At 49.0% G+C, this 7,846-nt stretch carries 2 protein-coding genes; both read right to left on the bottom strand.

Features of this window, described 5'->3' with window-relative positions:
- Positions 1–235: 235 nt before the first annotated feature.
- Positions 236–4,411, bottom strand: a complete 4,176-nt coding sequence (gene rpoC / locus HMPREF1051_RS09010) for a DNA-directed RNA polymerase subunit beta' (protein ID WP_003767484.1) — start codon at positions 4,409–4,411, stop codon at positions 236–238.
- A gap of 167 nt (positions 4,412–4,578) precedes the next feature.
- The coding region (rpoB, locus tag HMPREF1051_RS09015) for a DNA-directed RNA polymerase subunit beta (RefSeq protein WP_003767482.1) at positions 4,579–7,846 on the bottom strand (3,268 nt) is incomplete at its 5' end.

Here is a 7,846-nt window from a genome sequence, read left to right on the forward strand (position 1 = left end):
TATAGTGGATTAAATTTAAATCAGGACAAGGCGGCGAAGCCGCAGACAGTACAGATAGTACGGAACCGATTCACTTGGTGCTTCAGCACCTTAGAGAATCGTTCTCTTTGAGCTAAGGCGAGGCAACGCCGTAATGGTTTAAAGTTAATCCACTATAATCCACACAGGTCGTCTGAAAAAGAAAACCGCAAGTGATATTGCCTTGCGGTTTTCTTTCAAACAAACATCCTACGGATTATTCATCTGTTGCTTCGATTTCGGAAGCTTCTTGCTCCGCTTCCTGCCATTGCTGGCGACGGCTGCGGTGGTAGGTCAAACCGGTACCGGCAGGAATCAGACGACCTACGATTACGTTCTCTTTCAGACCGCGCAACTCGTCTTGCTTGCCCATAATGGCGGCTTCGGTCAGAACGCGGGTCGTTTCTTGGAACGATGCGGCAGAAATGAAGCTGTCGGTTGACAAAGAGGCTTTGGTAATACCCAACAATACGTTTTCGTAACGTGCCGGTTCTTTGCCTTCTTCCAAAGCTTTTTCATTAGCTGTCATGACATCGCCGCGTTCGACTTGCTCACCGGTAATGAATTCGGTTTCACCTGAATCGACAATATTCACACGGCGCAGCATCTGACGGATGATGACTTCGATGTGTTTATCGGAAATCTTCACACCTTGCAGACGGTAAACCTCTTGCACTTCTTGAACGATATAACGCGCCAGTGCTTCGATACCTTGCAGACGCAGAATATCATGAGGATCAACCGCTCCGTCTACGATGGTTTCACCGCGGTTTACCACTTGACCGTCGTGCACCAGAATTTGTTTCTCTTTGGAAATCAAAGTCTCGTATGCTACGCCGTCTACATCAGTGATAATCAGACGCTGTTTGCCTTTAGTTTCTTTACCGAATGAAACGGTACCGGTGATTTCTGCCAACATACCTGCATCTTTCGGCACGCGTGCTTCAAACAACTCGGCAACGCGCGGCAGACCACCGGTAATATCGCGAGTTTTGGAAGAGGCTTGCGGGATACGCGCCAATACGTCGCCTTTACCGACTTCCTGACCTTCGCGCACGGTAATCACTGCACCCACAGGGAATGCCATAGATACCGGGGTGGAGGTACCTGGAATGCAGATTTCCAGACCGTTTTCATCCAACAGTTTTACAGTAGGACGCAGCAGTTTGGATGCGCTGCCGGAGCGGCGTTTACCGTCAATAACCACCAAGGTAGACAAACCGGTTACATCGTCAGTTTGTTTGGCAACGGTTACACCCTCTTCAACATTTTCGAATTTCACCCAACCTGCGTGTTCGGTAATCATCGGACGGGTATGCGGATCCCAAGTTGCCAACGTTTGACCAGCTTTAATGGCTTCACCGTCTTGAACCATCAAGATAGCACCGTAAGGTACTTTGTGGCGTTCGCGTTCACGACCGATGTCATCATGAATAACAACTTCGCAAGAGCGGCCGATAACAACCAATTCGCCTTTGTTGTTGGCAACATAACGCATTTGACTGCTGAATCGTGCGGTACCGTTGGATTTGGCTTCAACTTGGCTGGCTGCTGCCGCACGGGATGCCGCACCACCGATGTGGAACGTACGCATGGTCAACTGGGTACCCGGTTCACCGATAGACTGAGCGGCAATCACGCCGACTGCTTCTCCGGCATTAACCAATTTGCCGCGTGCCAAGTCGCGACCGTAACAGTGCGCACACAAGCCATGGCGGGTTTTACAAGTAATTGGGGTACGGACTTTGACTTCATCGACACCAGATTGGTCAATCATATCCACCAGTTTTTCAGTCAACAACGTACCGGCTTCAACCAAGTTCTCGCCACTTGACGGATCGACAACATCAGACGCGGTAACACGACCCAAAATACGATCGCGCAATGCTTCAATCACATCACCGCCTTGTACGACTGCCTTCATGACAAAGCCGTCTGAAGTACCACAGTCGTCTTCAACAACGACCAAGTCTTGGGTTACGTCTACCAGACGACGGGTCAGGTAACCGGAGTTCGCGGTTTTCAATGCGGTATCCGCCAAACCCTTACGCGCACCGTGGGTCGCAATAAAGTATTGCAATACGGTCAGACCTTCGCGGAAGTTTGAGGTAATCGGCGTTTCAATAATCGAGCCGTCAGGTTTAGCCATCAAACCACGCATACCGGACAACTGTTTAATCTGAGCCGCAGAACCACGGGCACCGGAGTCTGCCATCATATAGATGGAGTTGAATGACTCTTGATCGACTTCGTTGCCATCACGATCGATAACTTTTTGTTTGGACAAGTTATCCATCATCGCTTTAGCGATTTTATCGCCGGCACGACCCCAAATATCCACCACTTTGTTATAGCGTTCGCCATTGGTAACCAAACCTTGACGGTATTGGTCTTCGATTTCTTTAACCTCGGCATTGGCTTCAGCCAACAAGGCCGCTTTTTCTTTTGGAATTTCCATGTCGTCAACAGCAATGGAAATACCGCCTTTGGCTGCAAATCCGAAACCGGTGTACATCAAGTGGTCGGCGAAAATAACCGTATCGCGCAAGCCGCACAGACGGAACGATGCGTTAATCAGCTTGGAAATTTCTTTTTTCTTCAACGCTTTATTGATGTATTCGAACGGCAGGCCTTTAGGCAGGATTTCGCTCAACAATGCACGACCAACGGTCGTTTCGTAACGGGTAACGACTGGCTCGAATTCACCAGCTTCGTTTTTCACCCATTCACGCAGACGTACGGTGATTTTCGTACCCAGCTCAACCTGTTTGGTATGGTATGCACGATGCACTTCTTTCACATCAGCAAACAGACTGCCCTCACCTTTGGCATTGATGCGGTCGCGGGTCATGTAGTACAGACCCAATACGATGTCTTGGGAAGGTACAATAATCGGTTCGCCGTTGGCAGGAGACAATACGTTGTTTGAAGCCAGCATCAGGGTGCGCGCTTCCATTTGCGCTTCCAAGCTCAATGGAACGTGTACCGCCATTTGGTCACCGTCAAAGTCGGCGTTAAATGCGGCACATACCAACGGATGCAGCTGAATGGCTTTACCTTCAATCAGAATAGGTTCAAACGCTTGAATACCCAAACGGTGCAGGGTCGGCGCACGGTTCAGCATAATCGGATGTTCGCGGATGACTTCTTCCAAGATGTCCCATACTTCCGGTACTTCTTGCTCTACCAATTTTTTCGCTGCTTTAACAGTAGAAGCCAGACCTTGTTTTTCCAGTTTATGGAAAATGAACGGTTTGAACAGTTCCAAAGCCATTTTTTTCGGCAGACCACATTGGTGCAGACGCAGGTATGGGCCTACGGTAATCACGGAACGACCGGAGTAGTCCACACGTTTACCCAGCAAGTTTTGACGGAAACGACCGCCCTTACCTTTAATCATGTCTGCCAATGATTTCAGCGGACGTTTGTTGGCACCGGTCATGGCTTTACCGCGACGGCCGTTATCCAACAGCGAGTCAACCGCTTCTTGCAACATACGTTTTTCGTTGCGGACGATGATGTCAGGAGCGTGCAGTTCCAGCAGGCGTTTCAGACGGTTGTTACGATTGATGACGCGACGGTATAAATCGTTCAAATCGGAAGTGGCAAAACGACCGCCGTCCAACGGAACCAAAGGACGCAAATCAGGCGGCAATACCGGCAGCACGTCCATAATCATCCACTCCAGTTTCATACCGGAACGATGGAAGGCTTCCAACACTTTCAAGCGTTTGGCGATTTTTTTAATTTTGGTATCAGAACCGGTCGACTCAAGCTCTTGGCGCAGGATTTCGATTTCGCCTGCTACATCCAAGGTGCGCAACAATTCGCGGATACCTTCCGCACCCATTTTGGCATCGAAATCGTCGCCGTATTCGTCCAGTTTGTTGTAGTAGTCATCTTCAGTCAGCAATTGACGGCGTTGCAGCGGAGTCATGCCGGGGTCGGTCACAACAAATGCTTCAAAATACAATACGCGTTCGATGTCGCGCAAAGTCATGTCCAACACCATGCCCAAACGAGAAGGCAGGGATTTCAAGAACCAAATGTGTGCAACAGGTGCGGCCAATTCGATATGACCCATGCGTTCGCGGCGTACTTTGGACAAAGTCACTTCCACGCCACATTTTTCACAGGTTACACCTTTAAATTTCAAGCGTTTATATTTTCCGCACAAGCACTCGTAGTCTTTGACCGGACCAAAGATTTTGGCGCAGAACAAACCGTCACGCTCAGGTTTGAACGTACGATAGTTGATGGTTTCAGGCTTTTTAACTTCGCCGTAAGACCATGAGCGGATGGTTTCGGGAGAAGCAATGCCGATTTTGATGGCATCAAACTCTTCTTCCATGCCGGCAGTTTGCAACGGATTAAATAAGTTCAACAAATTCATTTTTGCTCCTTGAAGGAAGTATTTTTACCGCATGGCGGATTTTCGATATTGGAAACGGTACGTGTTGCGGTTTCAGACGACCTGATATTTTCAGATTTCGATTAATTCATTCTTATTCTGCAACCGCTTTTTCAGACGACCTAGAGAGGCCGTCTGAAAACTTCTGTTTAGTAACGTTCCAAATCGATATCCAAGCCCAGTGAGCGAATCTCTTTAACCAATACGTTGAAGGACTCAGGCATACCGGCATCGATTTTGTGTTCGCCTTTGACAATGTTCTCGTACATTTTGGTACGGCCTGTTACGTCGTCGGACTTCACGGTCAACATCTCTTGCAGCGTGTAGGCTGCGCCGTATGCTTCCAGCGCCCAAACCTCCATCTCACCGAAACGTTGGCCACCGAACTGAGCTTTACCGCCCAGAGGCTGTTGAGTAACCAGACTGTACGGACCGGTAGAACGCGCGTGCATTTTTTCGTCAACCAAGTGGTGTAGTTTCAGATAATGCATCACACCTACTGTTACCTTGCGGTCAAACGGTTCGCCAGAGCGTCCGTCATACAGCGTGATTTGAGTTTTACTGTCGTTAAAGCCCAGTTTTTCGACTTCAGGATCATCGCTCGGATAAGCCAAGTTCAGCATTTCGCGGATTTCAGATTCTTTCGCACCATCAAATACCGGCGATGCGAAAGATGCACCTTTACGCAGATTGGAAGCCAGTTCGATGATTTCTTCATCAGTCAGGGCATCCAAATCTTCTTTCTTACCGCTGCCGTTGTAGAGTTTGTTCAAGAACTCGCGCAGCTCGCTGGCTTTGCGTTGCTCTTTCAGCATACGGTCGATACGCTCGCCGATACCTTTTGCCGCCCAACCCAAGTGAACTTCCAAAATCTGACCGATGTTCATACGAGAAGGTACGCCCAACGGGTTCAGTACGATGTCCACAGGACGACCGTCCGCCATGTACGGCATGTCTTCCACAGGCAGAATGCGCGATACCACACCTTTATTACCGTGGCGGCCCGCCATTTTGTCACCTGCTTGCAAACGGCGTTTGATGGCGATAAAGACTTTCACCATTTTTTGTACGCCAGGCTGCAATTCGTCGCCTTGGGTCAGTTTTTTCTTCTTGATTTCGTACAACTCGTCCGCTTCTTCGCGTTTTTGTTGCAGACTCAATTTAATCAGTTCTAATTGTTTGGCCAAATCTTCATCAGACAAACGGATATCGAACCAATCGTGTTTACTAGGCAGACCCGCCAGATATTCTGTCGAAATTTCGCTGCCTTTGGCCAGCTTCATCGGACCGCCGTTGGCTTTTTGGCCGACGATCATACGCTCAATACGGTCGAATGCGTCGTTATCGAAAATACGCAACTGGTCGCCCAAGTCTTGACGGTAACGTTTCAGCTCGGAATCAATAATGGATTGAGCACGTTTGTCGCGTTGGATACCTTCGCGGGTAAAGACTTGAACGTCGATAACCGTACCGCTCATACCGGTAGGCATGCGCAGTGAAGTGTCTTTTACGTCAGATGCTTTTTCGCCGAAGATGGCGCGCAACAGTTTTTCTTCCGGAGTCAGTTGGGTTTCGCCTTTAGGCGTTACTTTACCAACCAACACATCGCCGGCTTCCACTTCCGCACCGATATAAACGATACCGGATTCGTCCAAACGGTTTTGCATACGCTCGGACAAGTTCGGAATATCGCGGGTGATATCTTCCGCACCCAGCTTGGTATCACGGGCAACGACATTCAATTCCTCAATGTGAATCGAAGTATAGCGGTCGTCTGCAGCCACTTTTTCGGAAATCAGAATCGAGTCTTCATAGTTATAACCGTTCCATGGCATGAAGGCGATGGTCATGTTCTGACCCAAAGCCAATTCACCCAGATCGGTGGATGCACCGTCAGCAATCAAATCGCCGCGTTGCAAAACGTCGCCGGCTTTGACCGCAGGACGTTGGTTGATATTGGTAGATTGGTTGGAACGGGTGAATTTAACCAAGTTGTAAATATCGACACCTACCTCACCGGCAGTCGCTTCGTCGTCATGAACACGAATCACAACACGGTTGGCATCTACATACTCAACCACACCGCCGCGACGGGCAACGATTGCAGTAGCAGAGTCAACGGCAACAGAACGTTCGATACCGGTACCAACCATCGGTTTTTCAGGACGCAGGCACGGTACGGCCTGACGTTGCATGTTGGCACCCATCAATGCACGGTTCGCATCATCGTGCTCCAAGAACGGAATCAGAGATGCCGCTACAGATACCACTTGACCGGTTGCCACGTCCATATATTGCACACGGTCAGGCGTTGCCATAATGGTTTCGCCTTTTTCACGACAAGTGACCAAGTCACCAATCAAATTACCGTCTTTGTCCAAATCAGCATTCGCCTGTGCAATCACATAGCGGCCTTCTTCGATAGCAGACAAGTAATCGATTTCCTCGGTTACTTTGCCGTCGATAACGCGGCGATAAGGAGTTTCCAAGAAACCATAATCATTGGTACGTGCATAAACGGACAATGAGTTAATCAAACCGATGTTCGGACCTTCAGGCGTTTCAATCGGACATACGCGGCCATAGTGAGTCGGATGCACGTCTCGCACCTCGAAACCGGCACGTTCACGGGTCAAACCACCCGGGCCTAACGCAGATACACGGCGCTTATGGGTTACTTCAGACAAGGGGTTGGTCTGATCCATAAACTGACTCAATTGGCTTGAGCCGAAGAATTCTTTGATGGCAGCAGAAACAGGTTTCGCATTAATCAAATCATGCGGCATTAAGTTTTCTGATTCCGCTTGATTCAGGCGTTCTTTTACGGCACGTTCCACACGAGCCAAACCGCTGCGGAATTGGTTTTCAGTTAACTCACCTACCGAACGCACGCGACGGTTACCCAAGTGGTCAATATCGTCCACTTCGCCATGACCGTTACGCAATTCAACTAAAGTAGCAATTGATGCAACAATATCTTCAACGCTCAGGACATAACCGCCTTTTTCGGCAGCACCTGCGAAAGTTTCGTTCAACAAACGGCCATACCAAGAATGTTGTTGTGCTTCAGACAATTTTTGCTCGTAAGTCCGTGTATTGAATTTCATACGGCCTACGCGAGACAAATCGTAGCTGTCTTCACTGAAGAACAAGCGGTTAAACAGCTGCTCGACTGCTTCCTCGGTAGGCGGTTCGCCCGGGCGCATCATGCGGTAAATCGCAACACGTGCTGCTTGCTGATCAGCAGTCTCATCAGTGCGCAAAGTATTGGAAATATAGCCACCCTGATCCAATTCATTAATGTAAAGCGTAGTAAGCTGTTTTACACCATGGATATCAAATTTTGCCAACAACTCTTCAGTGATTTCATCGTTGGCTACAGCCAATACTTCACCCGTTTCAGGGTCAATCAAATCC

It is taken from the genome of Neisseria sicca VK64 (assembly GCF_000260655.1).
In the GTDB taxonomy this organism is placed as follows: Bacteria; Pseudomonadota; Gammaproteobacteria; order Burkholderiales; family Neisseriaceae; genus Neisseria; species Neisseria sicca_B.